The organism is Pseudomonas donghuensis, from assembly GCF_000696345.2.
Lineage (GTDB): Bacteria > Pseudomonadota > Gammaproteobacteria > Pseudomonadales > Pseudomonadaceae > Aquipseudomonas > Aquipseudomonas donghuensis.
This window is the reverse complement of record NZ_CP071706.1, coordinates 3,934,280-3,957,197: the sequence shown is the minus strand read 5'-3', so window position 1 is coordinate 3,957,197 and position 22,918 is coordinate 3,934,280. Positions and strand designations below refer to the sequence as shown.

23 protein-coding genes are annotated in these 22,918 nt (G+C 61.6%); 12 read left to right on the top strand and 11 right to left on the bottom strand.

Features of this window, described 5'->3' with window-relative positions; translation table 11 throughout:
• The first annotated feature begins 27 nt into the window (after positions 1-27).
• The 3 genes from BV82_RS18425 to sthA all read left to right on the top strand — a co-directional run bounded on the left by BV82_RS18425 (position 28) and on the right by sthA (position 4,230).
• Entirely contained in the window at positions 28-1,491 is a 1,464-nt protein-coding gene (locus BV82_RS18425; protein ID WP_010226956.1) for a glyceraldehyde-3-phosphate dehydrogenase, read from the top strand.
• 72 nt (positions 1,492-1,563) lie between these two features.
• Complete coding sequence (locus BV82_RS18420) at positions 1,564-2,562, top strand: FAD:protein FMN transferase (protein ID WP_036996408.1); 999 nt, start codon at positions 1,564-1,566, stop codon at positions 2,560-2,562.
• Positions 2,563-2,835: 273 nt separating this feature from the next.
• Positions 2,836-4,230, top strand: coding sequence for a Si-specific NAD(P)(+) transhydrogenase (gene sthA, locus BV82_RS18415; protein ID WP_010226951.1), 1,395 nt, complete (start codon positions 2,836-2,838; stop codon positions 4,228-4,230).
• A gap of 42 nt (positions 4,231-4,272) precedes the next feature.
• On the opposite strand, the gene BV82_RS18410 is transcribed toward sthA, so the two are convergent.
• The gene (locus BV82_RS18410) at positions 4,273-4,995 is read right to left on the bottom strand and encodes a glycerophosphodiester phosphodiesterase (RefSeq protein ID WP_010226949.1); all 723 of its coding nucleotides are present in this window, start codon (positions 4,993-4,995) and stop codon (positions 4,273-4,275) included.
• 28 nt (positions 4,996-5,023) lie between these two features.
• Positions 5,024-5,611, bottom strand: a complete 588-nt coding sequence (locus tag BV82_RS18405; RefSeq protein ID WP_036996406.1) for a PilZ domain-containing protein — start codon at positions 5,609-5,611, stop codon at positions 5,024-5,026.
• 94 nt (positions 5,612-5,705) lie between these two features.
• On the opposite strand from BV82_RS18405, the gene BV82_RS18400 reads away from it, so the two are divergent.
• From BV82_RS18400 to BV82_RS18390, 3 genes are all read left to right on the top strand, one after another.
• Positions 5,706-6,956 carry a lipoprotein-releasing ABC transporter permease subunit gene (locus tag BV82_RS18400; protein WP_036996404.1) on the top strand — a complete coding sequence of 417 codons (1,251 nt, stop codon included), beginning with the start codon at positions 5,706-5,708 and terminating at the stop codon, positions 6,954-6,956.
• A 7-nt stretch (positions 6,957-6,963) separates the two neighbouring features.
• Positions 6,964-7,647, top strand: a complete 684-nt coding sequence (gene lolD, locus BV82_RS18395; protein WP_174242301.1) for a lipoprotein-releasing ABC transporter ATP-binding protein LolD — start codon at positions 6,964-6,966, stop codon at positions 7,645-7,647.
• 72 nt (positions 7,648-7,719) lie between these two features.
• Complete coding sequence (locus BV82_RS18390; RefSeq protein ID WP_010226940.1) at positions 7,720-8,964, top strand: lipoprotein-releasing ABC transporter permease subunit; 1,245 nt, start codon at positions 7,720-7,722, stop codon at positions 8,962-8,964.
• A gap of 89 nt (positions 8,965-9,053) precedes the next feature.
• Here BV82_RS18390 and BV82_RS18385 read toward each other — a convergent pair whose 3' ends face one another.
• Entirely contained in the window at positions 9,054-10,403 is a 1,350-nt protein-coding gene (locus tag BV82_RS18385; RefSeq protein WP_036996403.1) for a heavy metal sensor histidine kinase, read from the bottom strand.
• A complete protein-coding gene (locus BV82_RS18380) occupies positions 10,400-11,080 on the bottom strand; it encodes a heavy metal response regulator transcription factor (protein WP_036996402.1) in 681 nt (226 codons plus the stop codon). The genes BV82_RS18385 and BV82_RS18380 overlap by 4 nt, the downstream gene beginning before the upstream one ends.
• Positions 11,081-11,235: 155 nt before the next feature.
• Here BV82_RS18380 and BV82_RS18375 point away from each other — a divergent pair, with 155 nt between their 5' ends.
• The gene (locus tag BV82_RS18375; protein WP_010227130.1) at positions 11,236-11,730 is read left to right on the top strand and encodes a cupredoxin domain-containing protein; all 495 of its coding nucleotides are present in this window, start codon (positions 11,236-11,238) and stop codon (positions 11,728-11,730) included.
• A gap of 68 nt (positions 11,731-11,798) precedes the next feature.
• Positions 11,799-12,629, top strand: a complete 831-nt coding sequence (gene queF / locus BV82_RS18370) for an NADPH-dependent 7-cyano-7-deazaguanine reductase QueF (RefSeq protein ID WP_010227131.1) — start codon at positions 11,799-11,801, stop codon at positions 12,627-12,629.
• A 44-nt stretch (positions 12,630-12,673) separates the two neighbouring features.
• Here queF and BV82_RS18365 read toward each other — a convergent pair whose 3' ends face one another.
• Together BV82_RS18365 and BV82_RS18360 are read right to left on the bottom strand one after the other, a co-directional pair.
• Positions 12,674-12,937, bottom strand: a complete 264-nt coding sequence (locus BV82_RS18365; protein WP_036996401.1) for a DUF4404 family protein — start codon at positions 12,935-12,937, stop codon at positions 12,674-12,676.
• Between the two features lie 124 nt (positions 12,938-13,061).
• The gene (locus BV82_RS18360; RefSeq protein ID WP_036996400.1) at positions 13,062-13,622 is read right to left on the bottom strand and encodes an HAD superfamily inactivated hydrolase PcrP; all 561 of its coding nucleotides are present in this window, start codon (positions 13,620-13,622) and stop codon (positions 13,062-13,064) included.
• Between the two features lie 191 nt (positions 13,623-13,813).
• Here BV82_RS18360 and BV82_RS18355 point away from each other — a divergent pair, with 191 nt between their 5' ends.
• Entirely contained in the window at positions 13,814-14,515 is a 702-nt protein-coding gene (locus BV82_RS18355; protein ID WP_036996398.1) for an MlaA family lipoprotein, read from the top strand.
• A gap of 53 nt (positions 14,516-14,568) precedes the next feature.
• Here the strand turns inward: BV82_RS18355 and BV82_RS18350 are convergent, their stop codons facing one another.
• Positions 14,569-14,868 carry a PilZ domain-containing protein gene (locus BV82_RS18350; RefSeq protein ID WP_010227136.1) on the bottom strand — a complete coding sequence of 100 codons (300 nt, stop codon included), beginning with the start codon at positions 14,866-14,868 and terminating at the stop codon, positions 14,569-14,571.
• A 261-nt stretch (positions 14,869-15,129) separates the two neighbouring features.
• Between BV82_RS18350 and rssB the strand changes: the two genes are divergently transcribed.
• The gene (rssB, locus tag BV82_RS18345; protein ID WP_010227138.1) at positions 15,130-16,314 is read left to right on the top strand and encodes a two-component system response regulator RssB; all 1,185 of its coding nucleotides are present in this window, start codon (positions 15,130-15,132) and stop codon (positions 16,312-16,314) included.
• Positions 16,311-16,793, top strand: coding sequence for an anti-sigma factor antagonist RssC (gene rssC, locus BV82_RS18340; RefSeq protein ID WP_010227140.1), 483 nt, complete (start codon positions 16,311-16,313; stop codon positions 16,791-16,793). The genes rssB and rssC overlap by 4 nt, the downstream gene beginning before the upstream one ends.
• Positions 16,794-16,823: 30 nt before the next feature.
• Here rssC and BV82_RS18335 read toward each other — a convergent pair whose 3' ends face one another.
• The 4 genes from BV82_RS18335 to BV82_RS18320 all read right to left on the bottom strand — a co-directional run bounded on the left by BV82_RS18335 (position 16,824) and on the right by BV82_RS18320 (position 21,736).
• Positions 16,824-18,728, bottom strand: coding sequence for an alkaline phosphatase D family protein (locus BV82_RS18335; protein WP_036996411.1), 1,905 nt, complete (start codon positions 18,726-18,728; stop codon positions 16,824-16,826).
• A gap of 146 nt (positions 18,729-18,874) precedes the next feature.
• The gene (gene tal / locus BV82_RS18330; RefSeq protein ID WP_010227059.1) at positions 18,875-19,801 is read right to left on the bottom strand and encodes a transaldolase; all 927 of its coding nucleotides are present in this window, start codon (positions 19,799-19,801) and stop codon (positions 18,875-18,877) included.
• Between the two features lie 125 nt (positions 19,802-19,926).
• The gene (dusA, locus tag BV82_RS18325) at positions 19,927-20,937 is read right to left on the bottom strand and encodes a tRNA dihydrouridine(20/20a) synthase DusA (protein WP_036996396.1); all 1,011 of its coding nucleotides are present in this window, start codon (positions 20,935-20,937) and stop codon (positions 19,927-19,929) included.
• Positions 20,938-21,151: 214 nt separating this feature from the next.
• A complete protein-coding gene (locus BV82_RS18320) occupies positions 21,152-21,736 on the bottom strand; it encodes a hypothetical protein (RefSeq protein WP_010227057.1) in 585 nt (194 codons plus the stop codon).
• 241 nt (positions 21,737-21,977) lie between these two features.
• Here BV82_RS18320 and BV82_RS18315 point away from each other — a divergent pair, with 241 nt between their 5' ends.
• Positions 21,978-22,877 (top strand): DMT family transporter, encoded by a 900-nt coding sequence (locus BV82_RS18315; RefSeq protein ID WP_010227056.1) that lies wholly within the window; start codon positions 21,978-21,980, stop codon positions 22,875-22,877.
• Positions 22,878-22,918: the final 41 nt, after the last annotated feature.

Here is a 22,918-nt window from a genome sequence, read left to right as displayed (position 1 = left end):
AATGTAGCCCCTTTTTTCTGTCCCTACATGTGGAAGGTTCCCGTGACTCAGAAGCCCGACCAGTGTCTTGGTGAGTGGATTGATCGTGAAGCGCTTGCAGAAGCGATGATCCCGCTTATCGGTCAGCTCTACCGCAATAACAATGTGGTGAGCTCGATCTATGGCCGTAGCCTGATCAACCGCTCGGTGATCTCGATCCTCAAAGCGCACCGCTTTGCCCGTCATCGCCAGACCGACGAAACCGAACTGTCTGTACACGAGACATTCCCGCTGCTCAAAGCCATGAGCGAGCTGAAACTGGGCGCCGCTTCGGTCGACCTGGGCAAGCTGGCCAACAAGTTCAAGCAAGAAGGCAACGGCCGCAGCGCCGAGCAGTTCGTGCGTGAAGAAATGGCTGACGTGGTTGGCCAGCAAAACGCTTCGGCGCGCAAAGGCACCGACGTTGTCCTCTACGGCTTCGGTCGTATCGGCCGTCTGCTGGCGCGTATCCTGATCGAGAAAACCGGTGGTGGCGACGGCCTGCGTCTGCGCGCCATCGTCGTGCGCAAAGGCGCCGAGAACGATCTGGTCAAGCGTGCCAGCCTGCTGCGTCGTGACTCGGTACATGGCCCGTTCGATGGCACCATCACCATCGACGAAGCCAACAACACCATCACTGCCAACGGCAACCTGATCCAGGTTATCTACGCCAAGAACCCGAGCGAAGTCGACTACACCCAGTACGGCATCGAGAATGCCCTGATTGTCGACAACACCGGTGTATGGCGCGACGCCGACGGCCTGGGCCAGCACCTGGCCTGCCCGGGCGCTGCCCGCGTGATCCTCACCGCACCTGGCAAGGGCGCGCTGAAGAACATCGTGCATGGCATCAACCATGGCGAAATCAGCGCTGATGACAAGATCATCTCCGCGGCTTCCTGCACCACCAACGCCATCGTTCCGGTACTGAAGGCGGTCAACGACAAGTTCGGTATCATCAACGGTCACGTTGAAACCGTTCACTCGTTCACCAACGACCAGAACCTGATCGACAACTTCCACAAGGGCAGCCGTCGTGGCCGTGCCGCGCCGCTGAACATGGTTATCACCGAGACCGGTGCCGCCACTGCAGCTGCCAAGGCACTGCCAGTGCTCAAGGGCAAGCTGACCGGCAACGCGATCCGCGTACCAACGCCGAACGTGTCGATGGCTATCCTCAACCTGAACCTGGAAAAAGCCACCAGCCGCGAAGAGATCAACGAGTACCTGCGCCAGATGGCCATGCACTCGGACCTGCACAAGCAGATCGACTACGTGAGCTCCCAGGAAGTGGTCTCCACCGACTTCGTCGGTTCCCGCCACGCCGGTGTGGTCGATGCCGAAGCCACCATCTGCAACGAAAACCGTGTTGTCCTGTACGTCTGGTACGACAACGAATTCGGTTACAGCTGCCAGGTAGTGCGCGTGATGGAAGACATGGCTGGCGTCAATCCGCCTGCTTTCCCACGCTAAGCTTGGCTTGGTTGTGAAAGACGGGAACCTCAGGGTTCCCGTTTTTTTTGCCTGAAATTTCCAGGAGGCTGGATGCGTAGAACAGTGTTGATAGGCGCGTTGCTGAGTCTGGCCGGGTGCGGGCAGGGCAACACCCTTGAACGCATCAGTGGCCCGACCATGGGTAGCAGCTACACCGTGCAGTATGTGCGCACGCCCCAGGGGCCGGCGCCGGAGCAGGTCAAGCGCGAGGTGGAGCGGATTCTCGAAGGCATCGACAAGCGATTTTCCACCTACCGCAGCGACTCGCTGATCGAGGCCTTCAACAGGCTGCCGGCCAACAGCTGCCAGTCGATGCCGGCCGATGTGCTGGCGCTGGTGCGGGTTGGCGAGCAGCTGGCGCAGCAGAGTGACGGGGCGTTTGACCTGACCGTGGAGCCCTTGCTCGACCTGTGGGGCTTCGGCCCGCAGTCACGCAGGGAAAAAGTGCCGGATGCCCAGGCCCTGGCCGCCACGCGCCAACGGGTCGGGTATGGGCATTTGCGCATAAACGGTGAGCAGCTGTGCAAGGATGCACCGGTGGAAGTCGACTTCAACAGCATCGCTGCCGGGCATGCGGTGGACCTGCTGGTGACGCGGCTAAAAGCCCTGGGCATCGCGGATTTGCTGGTCGAAGCGACCGGTGAACTCAAGGCGATCGGGCGCAAACCTGATGGCAGCAAATGGAAAGTGGCCCTGGAGCTGCCGGGTACTGACCGCCAGATTGCCCAGCAAGTGCTGGCCGTGGACGGTTTTGCTGTGTCCACCTCCGGTGACTATCGCAACTATTTCGAGGAGAATGGCCTGCGCTATTCACACACCTTCGATGCGCGCCTTGGGAGGCCGGTGAAACACGACCTGGCGGCGGTGACGGTATTTGACCGTTCGACGCTGATGGCCGATGGGTACTCGACCTTGCTGTTGATCCTCGGGCCCGAGCAAGGCTGGGAGTTTGCCCTCAAACACGGGATTGCCGCGGTGTTCGTGACCCGGGTTGCGGAAGGTTTCGTCTCCCGAAGCACGCCGGCGTTTGCCCAGGTGAACAAGCAGTAACCAGTTTTTGTGGGAGCTGGCCTTGCCAGCGATGCAGCCGACGCGCAATCGCTGACACTGCGCTGATGCCATCGCCGGCAAGGCCGGCTCCCACAGGGTTTGTGTAAATGACATGTAGTGCAGAGAAAAATAGCCTACGACGCGACCAAGGGTTAATGTGCGCGGCGTTCAAGCTTGATTAGACTGCACCCGAATTTTTTCATGGCGCCGCTGGCGGCATGAGGTAGCCCCGCCCGCCGATGTGGCGCGCAGGCCTGTTCTGAAGGAGTACGCATGGCTGTCTACAACTACGACGTAGTGGTGCTGGGTTCCGGCCCCGCAGGAGAAGGGGCGGCAATGAATGCTGCCAAAGCAGGACGCAAGGTGGCGATGGTCGATAGCCGTCGCCAGGTCGGCGGCAACTGCACCCACCTGGGCACCATCCCGTCCAAGGCCCTGCGTCACTCAGTGCGCCAGATCATGCAGTTCAACACCAACCCGATGTTCCGGGCCATTGGTGAACCGCGCTGGTTCTCGTTCCCTGACGTACTGAAAAGCGCCGAGAAGGTGATTTCCAAGCAGGTTGCCTCGCGCACTGGCTACTATGCGCGCAACCGCGTCGACGTGTTCTTCGGCACCGGCAGCTTCGCCGACGAGCAGACCATCGAAGTGGTCTGCGCCAACGGCGTGGTCGAGAAACTGGTGGCCAAGCACATCATCATCGCCACCGGTTCGCGCCCGTATCGCCCGGCCGATATCGATTTCCACCACCCGCGTATCTACGATAGCGACACCATCCTCAGCCTCGGCCACACCCCGCGCAAACTGATCGTCTACGGCGCTGGCGTGATTGGCTGTGAGTACGCCTCGATCTTCAGTGGTCTGGGTGTGCTGGTGGAGCTGGTGGACAACCGCGCTCAGTTGCTGAGCTTCCTCGACTCGGAAATTTCCCAGGCGCTGAGCTACCACTTCAGCAACAACAACATCACCGTTCGCCACAACGAAGAGTACGACCGTGTCGAAGGCCTGGACAACGGTGTGATCCTGCACCTCAAATCCGGCAAGAAGATCAAGGCCGATGCCTTGCTCTGGTGCAACGGCCGTACCGGCAATACCGACAAGCTGGGCCTGGAAAACATTGGCATCAAGGTCAACAGCCGTGGTCAGATCGAAGTCGACGAGAACTACCGCACCCACGTGCCGAACATCTACGGTGCCGGTGATGTGATCGGCTGGCCGAGCCTGGCCAGTGCCGCCCACGACCAGGGTCGCTCGGCTGCCGGCAGCATCGTCGACAACGGTAGCTGGCGGTTCGTCAATGATGTGCCGACTGGCATCTACACCATTCCGGAGATCAGCTCGATCGGCAAGAACGAGCAGGAGCTGACCCAGGCCAAGGTACCTTATGAAGTGGGCAAGGCCTTCTTCAAGAGCATGGCCCGGGCGCAAATCGCCGGTGAGCCGCAAGGCATGCTGAAGATACTGTTCCACCGCGAAACCCTGGAAATCCTTGGCGTGCACTGCTTCGGCTACCAGGCGTCGGAGATCGTCCACATCGGCCAGGCGATCATGGATCAGCCGGGTGAGCGCAATACCCTGAAGTACTTCGTCAACACCACCTTCAACTACCCGACCATGGCCGAAGCCTATCGGGTAGCGGCTTACGACGGCCTCAACCGGCTTTTTTGAGCGGCTCCGGCCGGTGGCCTGAGCCGGCCGGGGAGACCGATTTCAGCGATTCTCGAGGGTGGCGCTGGCCAAACCGGGAAAGTCTGTAATCAGGCTGTCTACGCCGAAGTCGGCGAGCCTGCGCATCAGCGCCGGCTCGTTGACTGTCCACACCGACACGTGCAACCCCTGGCGCTGAGCCTTGATTAGGCGCTCGGGGGTGCACAGTGTCCAGTTCAACGCCAGCAAGTTGCAGTCATAGTTCTGGGCGACCTTCAGTGGGTCGAGCCAGGCGTATTCGGCGACCAGCCCCCTGGCAATATCCGGTGTCAGCTCAAGCGCTGCGCCCAGCACTTCCCGTGAGCTTGAGGTAATGGTGATCTTGTCGAGCAAGCCGAACTGCTGGGCCATTTCGCGGATTGCCAGCACGGTGGTGGCGGCGCGGGTGCGCGAGGCACTCTTGACCTCCAGTTGCCAGTGCTCGAAGTCGCACTTTTCAAACAGTTCTTCAAGGCGCGGGATAGGGCAGGGCGAGACCCAGCCCGGGCCGCCCTTGCGTGCATCATAGGTCGCAAGATCGGCCGCGAAATGCTCGACCACTTTGCCGCGCCGGCCCGTGGTGCGCTTGAGGCTCGGGTCATGGATCACCATCAGCTGGTTGTCGGCTGACAGGTGCAGGTCGAGTTCGCAGCGACGCACGCCGTGCCCGAGGCACTGCTGGAAGCTGGCGAGGGTGTTTTCGGGGGCTTCGCCCTTGGCGCCGCGGTGGCCGTAAATCGTGGTCACGTCTGTTCCTTCAACAAATAAGTGAAACTCAGGAGGCGCTTGGGTCGTTCTGTTCCAGGGCCTGGCGTCGTTGTTGCGCTTGGCGTTGCAGGATATAGCGGGCCAGCAGCTGGCGCTGGGCATCGGTGGTGTCGATGAACTCGGTGCCGACCTCGTACTGGCCGTCGGCGTTGCGATCGCAATGGGTGACTTTGGCGCGCAGCAACAGGCCCAGGGCCTGGGGCATCAGCACCAACTTCACCGCGACGCAGGTGTCAGCAGCCAGCGGCTCGGCCTGGCTGAACTCGATGCCGCCTTCGGACAGCACCACCGCTTGCGGCGCGCTCAACTGCCCGAGCAAGGTCTGCGCGACCACGGCGCTGAGCAGGTCGATGCGTTTGTTCTGGGCCTTGAGAAAGGCGGCCAGGGTGCGGTCCTTGTCACTGAGCTGGCGCAGCAGGTGTTGGGATTCGAACTCGCTCAGGTGCAATTCACTGAGCAGGTTGAACAGCGGCGAAGTATCTTGCAACAAGTCCGTGCCAAGCGCTTCGGCGGCGCTCAACGGGCTAATTTCCAGTGCGATCCGATCCTCGATACGGTAGTATTCGCGGCGATCTTCTTCATCTAATGTCGACATGGCGAACCCATGGTAGCGGCGGTGGTCTGAGTGTAAAGCTGCTATTCAAGCCCCGCCACAAGGACGTTCCTCTTTCATCCGAACAAGCCCCGACATGTTCAGACCTCTCTTCGTATTCATCGGCACGCGTTATACCCGTGCCAAGCGTCGCAACCACTTCGTCTCGTTCATTTCCCTGACCTCGATGATCGGCCTCGCCCTGGGCGTTGTCGTGATGATCGTGGTGTTGTCGGTCATGAACGGCTTCGATCACGAGATGCGCACCCGGGTGTTGGGCATGGTGCCCCACGCCACACTGGAAACCGGCCAGCCGATCAACGACTGGCCGGCCCTTGCCAGTCAAGTAAAGCAGAACCCGCAGGTTCTGGCGGTGGCGCCTTTCACCCAGATGCAGGGCCTGCTGACCCATGACGGCAAGGTGCAAAAGGTGCTGCTAAACGGCATCGACCCGGCCCAGGAACGCCAGGTCTCGATCATCGACGACTTTATCCGCGAGGGTAAGCTCGATGACCTGGCCCCCGGCGAGTTCGGCATCATGATCGGCGACAAGGCGGCCACCAAGCTGGGTGTTGGCGTCGGCGACAAGCTGACCTTCGTCGCCCCCGAAGTCACCGTGACCCCGGCCGGCATGTTCCCGCGCATGAAGCGCTTTACCGTGGTCGGCATCTTTCATGTCGGCGCCGGTGAGATCGACGGCTACCTGGGCCTGACCAACCTCTCGGACCTGTCCCGCCTGCACCGCTGGAAGGCCGACCAGGTCCAGGGCCTGCGCCTGAAGTTCGACGACCTGTTCCAGGCGCCGCGGGTGGCCTGGGACATCGCCCAGAAGCTCGGCGAGCAGGAGTTCTATGCCCGCGACTGGACCCGCAGCCACGGTAACCTGTACCAGGCGATCCGCATGGAAAAAGCCATGATCGGCCTGCTGTTGCTGCTGATCGTCGCGGTGGCGGCGTTCAACATCATTTCCACCCTGGTGATGGTGGTAAACGACAAGAAGGGCGATATCGCCATCTTGCGCACCCTGGGTTCGACGCCCGGGCAGATCATGGCCATTTTCATGGTTCAGGGTACGGTGATCGGTGTGGTCGGCACCCTGATCGGCGCGCTGGTGGGCATCTTCGCCGCGCTCAATGTCAGCGCCGCGATCGCCGGCATCGAAACCCTGATCGGGCACAAGTTCCTCAATGCCGACGTCTATTTCATCGACTACCTGCCCTCGCAGATCATGGCCGAGGACGTGTGGATGGTCTGCGGTGCGGCATTGGTCCTGAGTTTCCTCGCCACCCTGTATCCGGCCTGGCGTGCGGCACGCACCCAGCCTGCGGAGGCGCTACGTTATGAGTGAGTTGGGCATGAGTGATAAAGCAGTGCTGAGTTGCCGCAACCTGGGCAAGTCCTACGAGGAAGGCCCGGAGAAGGTCCAGGTGTTGTCCGGCTTGCAGCTGGAGCTGCACCCGGGCGAGCGGGTGGCGATCGTCGGTAGTTCAGGTTCGGGCAAGAGTACTTTGCTCAACCTGCTCGGCGGCCTCGACACCCCGTCCGAAGGCAGCGTCTGGCTGGCCGGCGAAGAGCTCTCGGCGCTGGGCGAACGCGCCCGTGGCCTGCTGCGCAATCGCGCCCTGGGCTTCGTCTACCAGTTCCACCACCTGCTGCCGGAGTTCACTGCGCTGGAGAACGTGTGCATGCCGTTGCTGATCGGCCGCACCGCCATTCCCGAAGCACGTGAACGTGCCCAGGCGCTGCTCAAGCGCGTGGGCCTGGGGCATCGCCTGAGCCACAAGCCGGCCGAGCTGTCCGGTGGCGAGCGCCAGCGCGTGGCCATCGCCCGGGCCCTGGTCAACCGGCCGGGGCTGGTCATGCTCGACGAGCCGACCGGCAACCTCGACCATCACACCGCCCAGGGCATCCAGGACCTCATGCAGGAGCTGAGCAGCGCCTCGCAGACAGCCTTCCTGGTGGTGACCCACGATCTCAACCTGGCGCGCCAGATGGACCGAGTGCTGCGCCTGGATGACGGGCACCTGGTACCGATCTGATTGCCCGCGCAACGTGCCCGCCACCGTTAGGCGGGCACCTGGTTCCTTTTCTTTACCCGGGTGCTTTCGTTCATGTTCAGACCCTTGTCTATTTTCATCGGCGCGCGCTACACCCGCGCCAAGCGCCGCAACCATTTCATCTCGTTCATCTCCATGACCTCGATGATCGGCCTGTCCCTGGGCGTGCTGGCGATGATCGTGGTGCTGTCGGTGATGAATGGCTTTCAGCGCGAAATGAGTTCGCGCATCCTCGGCATGGTGCCGCACGCCAGCGTGCTCGGTGCCCAGCCGCTGGATGACTGGCGGCCAGTGGCGGCCGAAGCCTTGAAGAACCCTGAAGTGATTGCTGCCGCGCCGCTGACCGAGATGGAAGGCATGTTGTCCTACAAGGGCTCGATGCAGCCGATCCAGGTCAGCGGCATCGACCCGGCCGAGGAAGGCAAGGTCTCGATCGTGGCCCAGCATATCGTTCAGGGTCGCCTCGAAGACCTCAAGCCGGGCGAGTTCGGCGTGGTCATCGGCGAAATCACGGCACGGCGTTTTCGCCTCAACGTCGGCGACAAGCTGACCCTGATCGTGCCGGAAGTCAGCAGCGCGCCAGGTGGCATCACCCCGCGCATGCAGCGCCTGAACGTGGTCGGGGTGTTCAAGGTGGGCGCCGAACTGGACGGCTCGCTGGGCCTGATGCACATGGCCGACGCCGCGCAGATGCAGCGCTGGGCGCCGAACCAGGTGCAGGGCGTGCGCCTCAAGGTCAAGGACCTGTACGCCGCGCCGCAGGTGTCCAAGGCGATTACCGCGAGCCTTGGCGAGCAGTACCGCGCCGATGACTGGACCCATACCCAGGGCAGCCTGTTCAGCGCCATGAAGATGGAAAAGACCATGATTGGCCTGTTGTTGCTGCTGATCATCGCCGTGGCGGCGTTCAACATCATTGCCACGCTGATCATGGTGGTCAACGACAAGGGCGCCGACATCGCCATCTTGCGCACCATCGGCGCGACGCCGGCGCAGATCATGGGCACCTTCATGGTCCAGGGCAGCCTGATCGGTATCGTCGGTACCTTGATTGGCGGCGTGCTCGGGGTGATCGCGGCGCTGAACGTCAGCCAGATCGTCGGCTGGCTGGAGCGCGTCAGCGGCCAGCATATCTTCACCTCGGACGTGTACTTCATCAGCACCTTGCCGTCCGAGCTGCAGTGGGGCGACGTGGCGCTGATCTGCAGCGCCGGCTTGATCATGAGCTTCCTGGCGACGCTGTACCCGGCGTGGCGGGCATCGCAGGTGGAGCCGGCGTACGCCTTGCGTTACGAGTGATGACAGGTGCGGCCGCGCTGCGGCCGATCGCCGGCAAGGCCGGCTCCCACAAGCGCCATTGTGGGAGCCGGCCTTGCCGGCGATGAGGGCTACACTGTCGGCAAGTCGACCACGAATCTGGTCCAGCCCCCAGCCGATTCGCCATGAATACTCCCCCCGTGCGCCTGCACGATCGAGCGGGTAATCGCCAGTCCCAATCCCGCATGCTCACTGCTGCCTTCGCGCCGCGCCGGATCCGCCCGGTAGAAGCGGTCAAACAACTTCGGCAGCAGCGCCGGGTCAATCGGCTCGCCACGGTTGGCCACCTGTAGCCGCACCAGGCCTTCCCGTTGTTCAAGCGTGACGCGAATCTCGCCACCGGCCGGAGTAAAGCGCAAGGCATTGTCGAGCAGGTTGGACAGCGCCCGGCGCAACATATGCCGGTCGCCTGCCAGGGGCGCCTGCCCCTCGCGGCTCAACCTCACGTCGGCGTCCTCGGCCAACGGGGCGTAGTACTCGAGCAAGGCATCGGCCTCGTCCTCAAGCGCCAACTGTTGGCGGCTGGGCATCAGCAGGCCGTGGTCGGCCTTGGCCAGGTAAAGCATGTCGTTGACCAATTGCGCCATCCACTGCAGCTCTTCAAGGTTGCTGTGCAGCGCTTCGCGGTATTCGTCCAGGCTGCGCGGCCGGGTCAGGGTCACCTGGGTGTGGGTCAGCAGGTTGGACAGCGGCGTGCGCAGTTCGTGGGCAATATCGGCGGAGAACGCCGAGAGGCGCTGGAAGGCATCGTCCAGGCGTTCGAGCATGGCGTTGACGGTCTGCGCCAGTTCCGCCAGCTCCACCGGCATCTGCCCCTCCGGCAGGCGGGTGGTCAGCGACCGCGCCGACACCCCGGAGGCCACTTCCCCCATCTGCCGCAACGGCCGCAACCCGCTGCGCGCAGCCCAGGCGCCGAGCAGGGCGGTAGCCAGCGCCGAGAGGCCGACGGTAAGCCAGATCAGCTGCTGCATGCGCTGAAGAAAGTGCTGGTGGTGGGTGATGTCGAGAAACAGCGTCAGCTGAGCTTTGCCGTTGTTCAGGTTGACGCACAGGCTGCGGTAGTCACTGGCGCTGGTGTGCAAGGTGCTGAGCCCGACTTGCTGCGGTGAATCGGGCAGGCCTGGCTGGCTGTCGAACCAGATGCGCCCGTCACTGCCACGGATGCGCACGGCAAGGTCTGCCTGGTGGCTGAGTTCGGTCTGCAGGGCAGGCAGGCGCGGTGCGAGGCTGGCCGGGTCATCCGCGCCCTCGAGCATCTGGCGCAGCAGCGACAGGCGGCTGTTGAGCAATTGCTGGTCGAGTTCGATGAAATGGGTTTCGCTGGCACGGCTGAAAAGGATGCCGGCGGTCAGCGAGACCACCGCAGTGCACGCGGCAAACAACAGCGCCAGGCGGCTGCCAAGGGACAGGCGGCGCATCAAGCGCTGCGCTCTTCAAGCACATAACCCATGCCGCGCACGGTATGGATCAGCTTGTTGTCATGGGCGTCGTCGATCTTCAGGCGCAGGCGGCGGATTGCCACTTCGATGACGTTGGTGTCGCTGTCAAAGTTCATGTCCCACACCTGCGAGGCAATCAGCGACTTGGGCAGGACTTCACCCTGGCGGCGCAACAGCAATTCGAGCAGGGCGAATTCCTTGGCGGTCAGGTCGATGCGCTGGCCGGCGCGTTCGACCCGGCGCCGGATCAGGTCCAGGCGCAGGTCGGCCAGGCCCAGGGTGGTTTCCTGCGCGGGGCTGCTGCCGCGGCGCAGCAGGCTGCGCACCCGTGCCAGCAGTTCGGAGAAGGCGAAAGGCTTGACCAGGTAATCGTCGGCGCCCAGTTCCAGGCCATGCACGCGGTCTTCCACCGCGTCACGGGCGGTGAGGAACAGCACCGGGATATCCAGGCCGGCGGCGCGCACGGCTTGAAGGATCTGCCAGCCATCGCGGCCGGGCAGCATGACATCGAGGATCAGCAGGTCATAGTCGCCAGTCAGGGCCAGGTGCTGGCCGGTATTGCCGTCGCTGGCAAGCTCGGTGGCGAAGCCCGCTTCACTGAGGCCCTGGCACAGGTACTGGCCGGTCTTGGTCTGGTCTTCGACGATCAACAGTTTCATCGGCAGGCTCTTTAGCGTGGATTGCCGGAGGGTTATACCGCGCCGGGTGTGTCGGGTGGCCAAGCTGACAAAGTTGTAATCTTTTTGTCAGGTGACTGCCAGCGGCGGTTTTCTACAGTGAAGCCTGAATCGTCGCAACCCTGGAGTGGGCTTGAATGAAACACCTTTTTATCGTCGGCGCCCTGGCGCTGTTCAGCTTGCCAGCGCTGGCTTCACCGGCACATTCCTATGCTTTTGGTCAGCCGGCGGCAGCAGCAAAGGCTACCCGCACCGTCGAAGTGGTGATGGGCGACATGTACTACGCGCCGCGCAGCCTTGCGGTCAAGGCCGGGGAAACGGTGCGCTTCGTGCTGATCAACAAGGGCGCAGTGGCGCACGAGTTCAGCTTGGGCGATGCCGTGATGCACGCCAAGCACCAGAAAGAAATGCTCGCCATGCAGGGCCAGATGGACCATTCGGCCATGGGCCACGGTGGCATGGAGCATGGCGCAGCCATGCAGCATGACGACCCGAATACGGTGATGGTCGAACCTGGCAAGAGCGCAGAGCTGACCTGGACATTCAGTCAATCGACGCCGATCGAGTTCGCCTGCAACGTACCCGGTCACTACCAGGCGGGTATGGTCGGCAGGCTGACCATCGGCCAATAACAGCCGATTACCCAATGCATGGCCTAAAACCGATAAACTAGGCGCATTTGCTCCTACAGGTTTTAGCCATGCATCCTGCCGCCGAACATTCTCCGCTGGGTAAATCCAGCGAATACGTCGCCACCTACACACCTTCGCTGCTGTTCCCGATTCCGCGGGCGGCGAAATGGGCCGAGCTGGGTGTCAGCGCCGAGACCCTGCCATGGCTGGGTGTCGACTTCTGGAACTGCTTCGAGCTGTCCTGGTTGTTGCCGTCGGGCAAGCCGGTGGTGGCCATTGGCGAGTTCGCCATCCCGGCCGATTCGCCGAACATCATCGAGTCGAAGTCCTTCAAGCTTTACCTCAATTCGCTGAACCAGACCGTGTTCGAGTCGCCAGCGGCGTTGCAGGCGTGCCTGGTCAAGGACCTCTCCGCTGCTGCCGGCAAGCCGGTGGGCGTGCAGATTCGCAGCCTGGCCGAGGTCGAAGGGCAGGGTGTGGTCGGCTTGCCGGGGGTGTGCATCGATGAGCTGGATGTCAGTATCAGCAACTATGAGCAGCCGCAACCGGAGCTGCTGCGTTGCGACAGCAGCCACGTTGTCGAAGAAACCCTGCACAGCCATTTGCTCAAGTCCAACTGCCCGGTTACCGGTCAGCCTGATTGGGGCAGTGTGACGGTGCATTACCGTGGCGCGGCGCTGGATCACGCCAGCCTGCTGACCTACCTGATCAGCTTCCGCCAGCATGCCGACTTTCATGAACAGTGCGTCGAGCGTATCTACCTTGACCTCAAGCGCCTGCTCAACCCTGAGCACCTGACGGTCTATGCCCGTTACGTGCGCCGCGGTGGGCTGGATATCAACCCGTACCGCAGTACTTCACAGGTGACCCTGGAGAACCTGCGACTGGTTCGCCAGTAACGAAAAGCCCCGTTCGATGACGGGGCTTTTTTATTTGGATGGGCTTAGATGCCCATGCTGTGCAAGCTTACGGCAAGCCTGCGCAGGATGCCGGTCAAACTGGGGTGGTTGGCTTCGAAGGTTTCCACAGCCAGGTTGACGCTATCGATCAGATCGTTGTCAGGGCTTGCGGCTTCCAGTTCGAGCTTGGCCTCGATTTGCTGCATCAGCTCACGCAGGTGTACGCGCTCTTCTTCTGAAAGCGGCGGGTTTTGCTCCAGTTGCTCGCGCAGCTCGTTGAGTTGCTGTTGCAGTTCGCGGGCAGGCATGGGTGTTCTCCCTCTATGAATAGGCACAGTCATGGACCCCGGCAGTGGGTGAAAGGTCCATGCCCTGTCTACTAGAGTAATCCACCGGCCAGTGCTTTGCATGACCCTGATCAATGGCGCTGTTTCAGGGCTTTTCGCCTTTGCGCCGGCGTTGGCCGATATCCGCCAGGCAATCGGCCAGGGCTTCAAGGTGGTCGACCACTGAGTGCACGCCCAGGGCAAACAACTGCAACGTGGCCTGGCCGCGCTTGCGTTCCTGCTCCTTGGGGCTCAGGGCTTGCCACTGGCTGCTGGGCCCGCAGGACGCCAGACCGATGGTCCACAGCCCGGCATTGAGGCCCGATTGCAGCAGGCGCGGTTCGTCACTGACCAGCACACAACCCTCGAGTTTACCCGCCTGCAGGTGCATCAACGCCTGCCAGCAGGCATCTGGCGCAGGCCAGGGGGTGTTGCCGCCGGGGTAGCCATTGAGCCAGGCAGGCAGGGGGCGCGCCAGATGGTTGCCCTCGGCGGCCGGGAGCTCATCGAGCCAGGCGCAAGGAACCTTTTGTTGATGCAGCCAGTCAAGGGTGGGCAGCGCACCGGGAGTCGGGCAGGGAGTGCGGGCATCAGCGCCCGGGTTCACTTCGACAAGGCAGCCGCGCAAGCCGAACAGCAGGGCTGTGATGGCGGGGGAGTCTGGCATGGCAAGGTCCCTGAAATACCTTGCAGGCTACGCTTGGGTTGTTACCTTTTGGTGACGCTGCCGATACACAGTTATTCACTTTTTTGCGGCGCTGTTTATGCCAAGCTGCTTAACGGCAGCAGAGGCCTTATACTTGCTTCATTTTTCGGCGTAGGACGCGCAGCGTCTGCCCCAGTTCGAGGAGTAACTCTATGCGTAGGATCGGCCTGATCGATCGGATGACCCGGGCCTGTATCTGTGCCGGCGTGCTGTTGGCACCTGTAGTCGCGGCCCAGGCGGCGACCGAAGAAGATCCATGGGAAAGCATCAACCGGCCGATTTTCCGCTTCAACGACACGGTCGACACCTATGCCCTCAAGCCGCTGGCGCAGGGTTACCAGGCGGTCACCCCGCAGTTCCTCGAAGACGGCATCCACAACATGTTCCGTAACCTGGGCGACGTCACCAATCTGGCCAACAACGTCCTGCAGCTCAAGCCGCACGCGGCCGGTGTCGATACCGCACGGCTGATCGTCAACACCACCTTCGGCATCGGCGGCTTCTTCGACGTCGGCACCAAGATGGGCCTGCAGCGCAACGACGAAGACTTCGGCCAGACCCTCGGCTACTGGGGCGTGGGCAGTGGCCCGTACGTGATGCTGCCGTTGCTCGGCCCGAGCACCGTGCGTGATGCCATCGCCAAGTACCCGGACACCTACACCGAACCCTACCGCTACATCGACCATGTGCCGACCCGCAACACCGCCATGGCCGTCGATGTGGTCGATACCCGCGCAAGCCTGTTGTCGGCAGAAAAGCTGATCAAGGGCGACAAATACATCTTCATTCGCAATGCTTATCTGCAGAATCGCGAATTCAAGGTCAAGGATGGCGAAGTCGTCGACGACTTCTGATCCGCATAGGCAAACAAAAGGCGACCTTCGGGTCGCCTTTTTTGTGTCTGCATTTATTTCATGCTGAGGATACGCAGGCCAAGCTTCTGTTCGCCGCCAGGCTGGTCGGCGATCCACACCACCTCGGTGCTTGCTTCCAGGCCCTCCAGCGCCGGGTACTCGGAATCGATACGCACCTCGAGCCTATCGCCGACCTTGAACTGGCGTGGCGCCTGGACCTGCATGCCGCTGCTGGAGAGGTCCAGGCAGATGGCAGCGATGACTTGACCTGCGTGGATCAGGCTGACATCTGCATCCACCCGCATGCGAATGAAATCGCGCTTCTCGCTGTAGTCCGTGTGCACTGAACTCATGTCTGCATCCTTCCATTGCGTTGCGGTTGGAGGGGTTTTTATAACTCCCGGTGCTTTCAGCTGTAAAGAGCATCGGCGACCATCGGTGTGCCCTTGAAACGCCCGGCGGATGGGAGTACCGTCTGCGCCTTACAAGGCACCTCTGCTATTTGCCGGACAGGTTTTGATGTCCTACAACTCATAGAAGAGTAGCTCGAAGTGAATCCAGTACGTGGGCTCCGCTCACCTACGCCCAACCTATTCCTGGCGCCGTTTGCCCACATGCAGAAAACCAGTGCAACGCTGCTGATAATCGATGACGACGACGTCGTACGTGCGAGTCTTGCCGCCTACCTGGAAGACAGCGGTTTCAGCGTCCTGCAGGCAAGCAATGGCCAGCAGGGCCTACAGGTCTTCGAACAGGAACACCCTGATCTTGTGATCTGCGATCTGCGCATGCCGCAAATGGGCGGCCTGGAGCTGATTCGCCAGGTGACCGAGCGCGCGCCGGAGTTACCGGTGATCGTGGTATCGGGTGCCGGGGTGATGAACGACGCCGTCGAGGCCCTGCGCCTGGGCGCGGCCGATTACCTGATCAAGCCGCTGGAAGACCTCGCCGTACTCGAGCATTCGGTGCGCCGGGCACTGGATCGCGCACGGCTGGTGCTGGAAAACCAGCGCTACCGGGAAAAGCTCGAAACCGCCAACCGCGAACTGGAGGCCAGCCTGCACCTGCTGCAGGAGGACCAGACCGCAGGGCGTCAGGTGCAGATGAACATGCTGCCGGAAAGCCCCTGGGTGGCCGACGACCTGTCGTTCGAGCACCAGATCATTCCGTCGCTGTACCTGTCGGGCGACTTTGCCGACTATTTTCGCGTCGATGACAGGCGAATCGCGTTCTACCTGGCAGACGTTTCCGGGCATGGCGCCTCGTCAGCCTTCGTCACCGTGCTGCTGAAGTTCATGACTACCCGTTTGCTGTTCGAATTCAAGCGCGGCGGCACGTTGCGCGACTTCAAGCCCTCGGAGGTGCTCGGGCACATCAACCGGGGCCTGATCAACTGCAAGCTGGGCAAGCATGTGACCATGGTCGGCGGCGTAATCGACGAAGATACGGGTATCATGACCTACAGCATCGGCGGTCACCTGCCGTTGCCAGTGCTTTACACCCCGGGCCAGAGCCGTTACCTGGAAGGCCGTGGATTGCCGGTGGGGTTGTTCGAGGAGGCTGTCTACCAGGACCATATCCTGGAGTTGCCGCCGCAGTTCAGCCTGACCCTGCTATCTGATGGCATTCTGGACCTTTTGCCGGGTGAGACACTCAAAGATAAAGAGGCGGCCCTGCCTGAAATCATCAAGGCCGCAGGCGGTAGTCTGGATGGGCTGCGCCAACGATTCGGATTAGCTACGCTTGGGGAGATGCCGGATGATATCGCCCTATTGGTGTTGAGCAGGAACCTTCAATGAGTACGGGTAGAATCCAGTTCGCCGAGCAGAATGGCACCTTCGTGCTGAAGTTTGTCGGTGAAGTGCGCCTGACCTTATGTTCGGCGCTGGATGCGACGATTGAAAAAATCTTCACGGCGCTGAATTTCTCGGCGATCGTCATCGATCTGACGGAAACCAACAGCATCGACAGCACCACCCTGGGCTTGCTGGCCAAGCTCTCGATCCTGTCGCGGCAAAAAGTCGGGTTGCTGCCAACGGTGGTCACCACCCATGCCGATATCACCCGTTTGCTGCAGTCGATGGGTTTTGACCAGGTGTTCAACATCGTTGACCGGCCGATCCCGTGCCCGGAGTGCCTGACCGACCTGCCGTCCCAGGACCAGAACGAAGACGTGGTGCGCTCCAAGGTGCTCGAAGCGCACAAGATCCTCATGGGCCTGAACGACTCCAACCGCGAAGCCTTCCACGACCTGGTCAACGCCCTCGAACGTACCTGACCGTCGACCCGGGCGCCGTTCTGGCGCCGGTCAAACCTCTTTCAAGTCAGCTTCCCGTGGTGGAAACTCAGTCGCCTCGCTGCCATCGGCATTGAGCTGAAAAATCCGCGCCGGTTGCCCCTGTTCGTTGAAAAACACCTGGCCCAGGCCCGCGCTGTTCCACAGCCGCTCGCCGGCCTTGCTGTGGGCGGGTGTACGCGGGATCACTTGCATTTGCCGACGCTTGGTAAACCAGTTGAGCGGCGAGCGTGGCGAGTACAGCCAGCGGTTGAGGCGGTCGAAGGTATCCAGCAGGCGCTTGGGAAACTGGTTCTTGATGCCGCTGCTGGTGATCTGCCACAGGTGCGGGGCGCGCTGGCGGTGGCGGATCTGCACCTCGTAGACGAACGAATAGTGCACGTCACCGGAGAGGATCACGTAATGCCCCGGCGTGCGCGAGTGGCGGAAGATATTGAGGATGACCTGCGCGGCACCGCGATGGGCCATCCAGTTCTCGGCATCCACCAGCAGCGGATAACCCAGCCAGCTGAACACCCGCTGCACGGTTTCGATCAGCTTGACGCCGAAGATCGGCGCCGGCGAGACGATGATCGCCGAAGGATGGTCGAGCAGCGCTTGTTGCAGCTCGCTGAGGGCTTCCCAGTCGAGCAGGCCGGAGGGACGCTTGAAGTTGCTTTCACTGCGCCAGCGCCGGGTGCGGGTGTCCAGCACCAGCAGCGCCGGGCTGCTCGGCAGGACGAACTGCCAACCCTGAAAGCGCAGCAATTCGTTGATCAGCGAGTCCTGCAGCGGCGTGTCGAGGTAGTCATCGGCATCGGCGCTGTGGCTGCAAGCCTGGCAGTGCTCCAGCAGCCCGCTGAACGCCTCAGGGTTGTTGCCCCAGCCCTGGCAGAGCAGGTAACCGAGCAGGGCGTTGCCGATGATGCGCTTGGAGAACGGATGGCCATAGGCGGTTTCTTCCCATTGCGCCGACAGGTTCCAGTCATCGGTGATGTCGTGGTCGTCGAAGATCATCAGGCTCGGCAAGTGTGCCAATACCCGCGCAACCCCGCCCAGGCCGCTGGCAAAGCCGTTGATCAGCTGTTGTTCCTGGCGGTAGCGCACCTGGCGCTCGGTGGTGAGGCCCGCCGGCATCTGTGGCTCGATCAGGCTCCAGGGCACCGGCGACCAGACCAACAGGTACATGGCCATGACTTCGGCGAAGGTCACCAGGTGGTTGTCGGCGTTGCTGCTGGTGAAGATCGGCTTGCGCGTGCCACCAAAAAATCGCTCGCGCAGGGTTTCGTTGCTCTCCAGTGCTGGCAGCAAGTCTGCGCGATGGTAATAGCTGGCCGGGTGCCGGTAGAGCGCGGCGCTGTCATTGACCACCGCACCTTGCAGGTGCTCGCCAAACAGCCCCAGGCGCTCGATCAGCGCATGAATGGCGCGCAGCATCGGGCCAGCGACATCGTCGGCATAAACCTGGTCGCCGCTCATCATCAGCAGGGCAGGGCGCTGCAACGGCGCGGGGTGTTCCAGCAACAGGCGGTCGGCGCACAGCAGGCCGTCTGCTGCCGGGTGATGGGGTTTGCGGCATGAGCCGTGGAGCAGTTGCTCAAGGTGCGAGCGCAGGACGAAGTTCGGCCGTTGCGCGCCCGGGTAGAGCAGGTGCGGGGCGTACTGGGCGATGCTTTGGGTGTTGAGGATCAGGTCGTAGTCGATCTGCGCGTCGCACGGCAGCGGGCTGTCGAGGTTGATGTCGAGCAGGTGGACAAAGGCGTGGCGACCGATCGGGACAACCGTGCAGTTGATGTCGGCGCTAACGCCTGCGCAGCTCAGTTGCAGCTCGGCCTGTAGCGGCTCGGAGGCTACCAGCCAGAACACGATCCGCGTGGGTTCGAGGCGGCGCAGCAACGGGCCGGCCAGTACTGCGGGTAATTCGGAAGATTCAGACATCAACATCTCTGAAAGCAAAGTCGAAAGCATCGCGGGTCAAGCCCGCTCCCACTTGATGGGTGGGAGCGGGCTTGACCCGCGATGAGGCCGTGAAGGCCGATAAGATGCTCTACGCTGCGCCCCTCACTGGCAAACCCAGATTTGTATCAGGCCTTTGCCGCCAACAACGCCTCGAGCTTCTCCTGGTCCCGGGCAAACTGGCGAATCCCCTCGGCCAGCTTCTCGGTGGCCATGGCATCTTCGTTCGATGCCCAGCGGAACTGGCTCTCACTCAGGTGCTGACGCGCCTCGCCGTTTTTGCCAGGCTTGAGGATACGCGGCAACTCGCCCTGATCCTCGCTCAACTGCTGCAGCAGCTCCGGGCTGATGGTCAGCCGGTCACAGCCGGCCAGTTGTTCGATCTGGCCGATATTGCGAAAGCTCGCGCCCATGACCACGGTCTTGTAGTCATTGGTTTTGTAGTAGTCGTAAATGCGCGTTACCGACTGCACGCCCGGGTCTTCGGCGCCGACGTAGTCCTTGCCGGTGGACTTCTTGTACCAGTCGTAGATGCGCCCCACGAACGGCGAAATCAAAAACACTCCGGCGTCGGCACAGGCCTGGGCCTGGGCGAAGGAGAACAGCAGGGTCAGGTTGGTCTGGATGCCTTCCTTCTCCAGTACCTCGGCGGCGCGGATGCCTTCCCAGGTCGAGGCCAGCTTGATCAGCACCCGGTCGCGGCCGATACCGGCCTTGTCGTACAGCGCGATCAGTTGCCGGGCCTTGGCCAGCAACGCCGGTTGGTCGAAGGACAGGCGGGCGTCGACCTCGGTGGAGATACGCCCCGGAATCACCTTCAGAATGCCGGCGCCAACCGCCACGGCAAAGGCGTCACAGGCAAGGCCGACATCGCCCTTGCTGTGCTCGACCGATTGCTTGAGCAGCTCGGCATAGCCGGGCATGGCGGCGGCCTTGAGCAGCAGGGAAGGATTGGTGGTGGCATCGACCGGTTTCAGGCGGCTGATGGCATCGATGTCACCAGTGTCGGCAACCACGGTGGTGAACTGCTTGAGTTGTTCCAGCTTGGAAGTCATGGGCGTGCTCTGTCCTGTGCAATGGCTCGACATTACCCGAGCGCCGCCAGCCGCTCAAGGGCTGGCTGGCAGGCGGGGCGAAGGGGATAAGCCTTCGAGTGCCGAACCGGCCACAGGTTCCGGAACTAACGCCCCTGCAGCAGCTCGCCGGCCTGGTCGAGCAGGGCCAGCGGGTCCTTGCTCTTGTGGATATCCACCGACAGCAACTGGCGGAACTTGCGCGCCCCCGGGAAGCCCTGGCCAAGGCCGAGAATGTGCCGGGTGATGTGGTGCATGGCGCCACCGGATGCCAGGTGCGCGGCAATATAGGGGCGCAATTTGGCCAGCGCCGCACTGCGGCTGATCACCGGCGCGGTGCTGCCGAACAGCTGCTGATCGACCTCGGCCAGCAGGTACGGGTTGTGATAGGCCTCGCGGCCGAGCATCACCCCGTCGAAAATCTTCAAGTGTTCCTGGCATTCGGCCAGGGTCTTGATACCGCCGTTGAGCACCAGCTCCAGGTCGGGAAAGTCCGCCTTCAACTGCGCAGCGACGTCGTAACGCAGCGGTGGAATCTCGCGGTTCTCCTTCGGCGACAGACCTTCGAGAATCGCGATCCGGGCATGCACGGTAAAACTGCGGCAACCGGCGTCGCGCACCTGGCCGACGAAATCGCACAGCTCGGCATAGCTGTCGCGGCCATTGATGCCAATGCGGTGCTTGACCGTCACTGGGATCTGCACCGCATCCTGCATCGCCTTCACGCAATCGCCGACCAGCGCCGGATGGCCCATCAGGCAGGCGCCGATCATGTTGTTCTGCACCCGATCGCTCGGGCAGCCGACATTGAGGTTGACCTCGTCATAGCCTGCGGCCTCGGCCAGCTTGGCGCACGCGGCCAGATCAGCCGGCACACTGCCGCCCAATTGCAGGGCCAACGGATGTTCGGCCTCGTCATGGCGCAGGAAACGCTCGGCATCACCGTGCAGCAGCGCGCCGGTGGTGACCATTTCGGTGTAGAGCAGGGCGTTGCTGGAAAGCAGGCGCAGGAAGAACCGGCAATGGCGGTCGGTCCAGTCCATCATAGGTGCAACGCTGAACCGACGAGACGGCTCAGGGCGCGGGTTTACTGGGGTTGAGGCGAATTCTAGGGGCATTTTCGGTTACGTGTTTTGTACCATTAGCTGGGCGTTTTTTGATGGATCGTGGGTACGATGTACCACCTCGCCAGGATCCGTATCAAAAACAAAGGTGCCATAGTCTACCAAGAGTGCCAGGCATTCGCCCGCAAGCAGGCTGCCTAGGCCTGGGCAAAGCGACGAGAGACAAAGATGGCTGAACCTGGAATGCCAAGCTCAGCTATTCGACAGGTTACGCGCAAGTAGCTAGGCACAAGAACGCTTGGTAGGTTTTATAGGTGCCATATGCAAAGGCGGATATTGAAACCAAACCCAATGCGCCGCAGGTGGCGTGTAAGGTAGTGGCGACGTTGTTGTGCCACTTTACAGCGCTGTCAAAGGCCATCTGCGAAAGATACGTCAAGCAAGAGGTGATGCCGATAGCCAATGCCCCGATTACAAAGGCTGTTAGCGAATATGCGAAGTCTGGGATGGCGCTGCTGTTGTTGTCTGAGAGTTTGCCAATGAAGGCGAGCAGGGCAATCGCGGCTCCTCCATTCAGTAGCAGCATCGTCTTGAGTGCGTTTTGCCCTGATTGGATAATGCTTTTGAACATTTCCAAATTGGCTGACAGGTTGTGTTTGTGCGCGTCCAGGGAAAGCTGGAGTCTCGCCTTGAGTACTTCGCTGTTCTCCTCGGGGTTGTTGTCTGTTGAGGTGGCTTCGACAACCCTATCGATATACGTTATTAACTTGTCGCAATTGACTGTTTCATGACCCTGCGATTTAACCTCGCTAATAGAGGTCTTCAGTGCTTTCGCGAATGCGTTTGCGTCCATTACTCAATGCTCGCTTGTTTGACCAGTTGACTCAGTTTCCAAAAGGAGCACGCTGAGCGGATGCGTCAACATCCCATCCGCCCACCGAACCCGCAACCCCTCCCACGACGTGGACCCACCGTACTGGAGACAGTCGAGGTTTTTCAGGTGGTTTGTCCAGTGCGCTCTTATCTTTGGCTTGCATCCCCCATTTGGATGGATATTCTAGCGAGCCACCACGCAACGACAGGGACGGTCATTCATGCAATCCAGTTTTGGTAAAGGCGTTGTTTTTGCGCTTTCCGCCGCCGCGTTGAACGCGACAATCGGTGTGCTGAGCAAAGTGCTCATGGAAAACGGCTTCACCGCCAGCAGTGTCGCTGTGATCAAAACCATTCTAGGTTGCCTGCTGCTGTCGGCCTTGGTGCTGTTCATCAGGCGCCCGCAAACGACGGCGAAGTGGACCCAGGCTGCGATTTGCGCGTTTCTCGGAATCTTCGTGCTGTTCCACTTCGAAACATCGGCCTACCGCCATTACGCCGCCGCGGGCGTGGTGGTGATGCTGATGGCCAGTGCGTCTATTTCCTCGATCCTGTTGGGGCGGATTTTCCTGAAAGATCCCATTACCGCAAACGCTACCGTTGGCGCCGCCTTGGCCATCGCCGGCATTGCAGTGATCTTTGGTGCTGACCTGCAACAGGGGTTCACCCTGCAAGGCGCTACCCTGGCTGCCATGGCCGGCTGCGGATACGGGGCGTTTTCAGTGGCCATGAAGCATATGGGCGTCTCCGGGGGGCTGCACTTCACTCGGCAATTGTTGTTCTTCGGCAGCCTATACCTGCTGATGCCGGCTGCGGCCGATGGCTTTGTGATTGGCGAGCTGTCGCCCCTGGCGATTGCCGCATTGCTGGCGCTGGCCACGTTACCGACCATCCTGGGCTTCTTTTGCACCACCAAGGCCATCGAGTACCTGAAACCATCCCAGGTGCAGGCGCTGGAGCTGACCGAGCCCCTGTTCGCTGCGCTGCTGGCGTTCCTGGTCCTCAATGAGGTGCCGCGAGAAAGCCTGTACGTGGGTGCGGGGCTGATCATCACCGGCCTGTGTTTCTCCAACGAGTTGATTTCCCTGGGGCGCAAAGCACCGGCTCAATCCCATACATGATCCCCGGCGGGGCGGGGGCATGCCCGCCGGTTCAACCGCTA

Coding starts and splice junctions, on each gene's coding strand:
- BV82_RS18425 (WP_010226956.1), top strand. CDS start 28: ATGTGGAAGGTTCCCGTGACTCAGAAGCCCGACCAGTGTCTTGGTGAG.
- BV82_RS18420 (WP_036996408.1), top strand. CDS start 1,564: ATGCGTAGAACAGTGTTGATAGGCGCGTTGCTGAGTCTGGCCGGGTGC.
- sthA (WP_010226951.1), top strand. CDS start 2,836: ATGGCTGTCTACAACTACGACGTAGTGGTGCTGGGTTCCGGCCCCGCA.
- BV82_RS18405 (WP_036996406.1), bottom strand. CDS start 5,611: ATGTCGACATTAGATGAAGAAGATCGCCGCGAATACTACCGTATCGAG.
- BV82_RS18400 (WP_036996404.1), top strand. CDS start 5,706: ATGTTCAGACCTCTCTTCGTATTCATCGGCACGCGTTATACCCGTGCC.
- lolD (WP_174242301.1), top strand. CDS start 6,964: ATGAGTGATAAAGCAGTGCTGAGTTGCCGCAACCTGGGCAAGTCCTAC.
- BV82_RS18390 (WP_010226940.1), top strand. CDS start 7,720: ATGTTCAGACCCTTGTCTATTTTCATCGGCGCGCGCTACACCCGCGCC.
- BV82_RS18380 (WP_036996402.1), bottom strand. CDS start 11,080: ATGAAACTGTTGATCGTCGAAGACCAGACCAAGACCGGCCAGTACCTG.
- BV82_RS18375 (WP_010227130.1), top strand. CDS start 11,236: ATGAAACACCTTTTTATCGTCGGCGCCCTGGCGCTGTTCAGCTTGCCA.
- queF (WP_010227131.1), top strand. CDS start 11,799: ATGCATCCTGCCGCCGAACATTCTCCGCTGGGTAAATCCAGCGAATAC.
- BV82_RS18365 (WP_036996401.1), bottom strand. CDS start 12,937: ATGCCTGCCCGCGAACTGCAACAGCAACTCAACGAGCTGCGCGAGCAA.
- BV82_RS18360 (WP_036996400.1), bottom strand. CDS start 13,622: ATGCCAGACTCCCCCGCCATCACAGCCCTGCTGTTCGGCTTGCGCGGC.
- BV82_RS18355 (WP_036996398.1), top strand. CDS start 13,814: ATGCGTAGGATCGGCCTGATCGATCGGATGACCCGGGCCTGTATCTGT.
- BV82_RS18350 (WP_010227136.1), bottom strand. CDS start 14,868: ATGAGTTCAGTGCACACGGACTACAGCGAGAAGCGCGATTTCATTCGC.
- rssB (WP_010227138.1), top strand. CDS start 15,130: ATGCAGAAAACCAGTGCAACGCTGCTGATAATCGATGACGACGACGTC.
- rssC (WP_010227140.1), top strand. CDS start 16,311: ATGAGTACGGGTAGAATCCAGTTCGCCGAGCAGAATGGCACCTTCGTG.
- BV82_RS18335 (WP_036996411.1), bottom strand. CDS start 18,728: ATGTCTGAATCTTCCGAATTACCCGCAGTACTGGCCGGCCCGTTGCTG.
- tal (WP_010227059.1), bottom strand. CDS start 19,801: ATGACTTCCAAGCTGGAACAACTCAAGCAGTTCACCACCGTGGTTGCC.
- dusA (WP_036996396.1), bottom strand. CDS start 20,937: ATGCCCCTAGAATTCGCCTCAACCCCAGTAAACCCGCGCCCTGAGCCG.
- BV82_RS18320 (WP_010227057.1), bottom strand. CDS start 21,736: ATGGACGCAAACGCATTCGCGAAAGCACTGAAGACCTCTATTAGCGAG.
- BV82_RS18315 (WP_010227056.1), top strand. CDS start 21,978: ATGCAATCCAGTTTTGGTAAAGGCGTTGTTTTTGCGCTTTCCGCCGCC.